1 protein-coding gene is annotated in these 2,210 nt (G+C 31.5%); it reads right to left on the bottom strand.

Features of this window, described 5'->3' with window-relative positions; genetic code table 11:
- Positions 1–139: 139 nt before the first annotated feature.
- Entirely contained in the window at positions 140–1,477 is a 1,338-nt protein-coding gene (repC, locus tag ACFILY_RS09370) for a replication initiation protein RepC (protein ID WP_375637941.1), read from the bottom strand.
- Positions 1,478–2,210: the final 733 nt, after the last annotated feature.

Here is a 2,210-nt window from a genome sequence, read left to right as displayed (position 1 = left end):
ATCCCCGCTGGATAAGTTGATCATTTTATCTCTTTCTCCTTTTTCAAAATCAAAAATTTTTACTATTTTCGACCTCCGTTACGCCTTTAAAAAATAACGATAAATAATTAAAATATTTATTTCGTATATAAATTATTATTTATGTAAACTTTGGCATTTTTAGATTATTTAACGTTTTATTGAGTTCAAACTCAAACAAAGAGCTTTTTTCTTCGTTTAGCTTTATTTTCTGATTTTTTTCTAAGTTTAAACTATTTATTTCTTCTTGATCAGCTTGTTTCAATAAAGCAAATAAAGAACGCTCTAGATACAATTCTCCCTTTTTTTCTTTATCAATCATGCCGCGGAGATATCCCCCTGGTGATTTTACAAGTCCTCTAGCATATTTTTCAAAAATGATGGCAATGGCTAGAGCTGTTTTTTTAAGCCCCATGATTTTTGTAGCTTGTTCAGCGGCATGTTCTGAAACTTTAATCATTCTGTACATAGGATACATAGAATGTATCAAATCGCTTTCTGTTTGGAAACTACATTCAGAAAACAAGACGGCATTTGGTAAAGCCTTTTCTAGTATCTCCGGCTTAATTTGAGGCAATGTACTACCTTTTGAGGGAAGTGATGTTTCGGTTTTGACGTTTACTATATTTTCATAAGCCATTTTATTGTGACCGGAGGTCACATTAACGATTTGAGTGTGTTCAGATAACTCTGAACACTCATTTTTGTTACAATTACAATTATAGTTAGGGGTTGTATTATGTAATTGCATAACATTTTTATTGTTTGTGCATAACATTTTTGTAAAAAATAAACGCTCTAAGAGCCAATTAAAAAGCTTAATAGCTTTTTCCAATTTAAAGGTAGACGCTTTAAAAGGAGAACCAAGAACAGATTTAACTTTATTCATACGATTTAAAAACATTGCAGCAATAGGTGTAAATTTTATTTCTTCAATACGAAGCCGTAATCGACGACAAACGCCACAAAAGGTTCTAACAGCCATATCATGATGTTTCTTTTCTTCTTTACTCTTTAAAATAGAGTGCTGAAGTTCATGGTAACGCGCGATTAAAATGCTAAGATCAATACCACAAGCAATTGGTACATGATGAGCAGAACTAAAACCATAGCGTTTATAATTAGCAGAATCCCGCATCACAATAAGACCTTTATCAAAAAGGCGTGAAAGCAACCTACTTACGTGAACAGATGTACAACCAATTTCCAGACCAATTTGATGGTTGGTTTTAAAAACTATTGGAATTTTACCTTTTTCAAAATGCGTAACTGGTACAGTATTCAAAAGTTTAGCTAATAAATGGGCTTCTGTTCCTTTGATAAGATCAGTTACTGGTAAGTCTTGTACAAGAAAAAGAAGTTGGCTTCTAGTAATGTGGCCAATATCGGTATTATCAGCAATTTTTATATATTCCCAGTGCTTTGAAGTTAATTTTCTACCAGATGTTTTATTAACCATAATTTTTAAAACCTCTCTATTGGAGGCAAAAAAAATGCTAAAAATATCCCTTTTCTACAAAATTTCTCTTGCAGAATGCTTCACGATAAATTAAATTAGGAATTACTTTGTAGATTTAATTCTTTTGAATTTAGTTTAATTTACCGTATATGTAGTACGGGCATTTTAGAAACCCTTCTGTTAACGCAGTTGGGTTTTTATTTTTTTGCCATTATATTTCCCTCTATTTGAAACGACTCATAGCTCGAAAAAAGCATGTCAAGGTCAAAGCTATATTAAAAAAAAAAGATTTTCAATATGGTAAAGCTTTCAAGCAACTGTTTTTATGGCAACACAACCTAATACAACCTACAACAATAGCAAAGCGAAATGACATATAACTAAGGAAATGCGTTCTTATATAGCGCTGTAGAAAACAACCTATACGAGTAAATAAATTTTAAATACAATAATTTTTTTTTGCAAGAATTGTCCACTAAGGACTGTGTGTATGATGATTAACTTTTTTCTGATAAAGTTCGTAGTGGAATATTGCTTTGATTTTTCAGTAGCGCTTGAGAGAACGTTTTATCAATAATGGTCAATGGAATTATAGCTCCCGTGATCTCTTCGCCAATCTTCTGGTTGTTGAAATTTGCTCGACCATAAAACATTTTGTGCTTTTTAAGCAGGGTTTTCTATTGTCTTTTCTGATCCTTTAAAAAAAGAATTTTCATTATGTTGACTGAAATAA

The organism is Bartonella sp. CL25QHWL, from assembly GCF_042195335.1.
In the GTDB taxonomy this organism is placed as follows: domain Bacteria; phylum Pseudomonadota; class Alphaproteobacteria; order Rhizobiales; family Rhizobiaceae; genus Bartonella.
The sequence above is the reverse complement of the archived record's forward strand: the minus strand, read 5'-3'. Positions and strand labels throughout refer to the sequence as shown.

What these genes read in the sequence shown, in the direction of transcription:
- repC (WP_375637941.1), bottom strand. Translation starts at nt 1,477, where the DNA reads ATGGTTAATAAAACATCTGGTAGAAAATTAACTTCAAAGCACTGGGAA.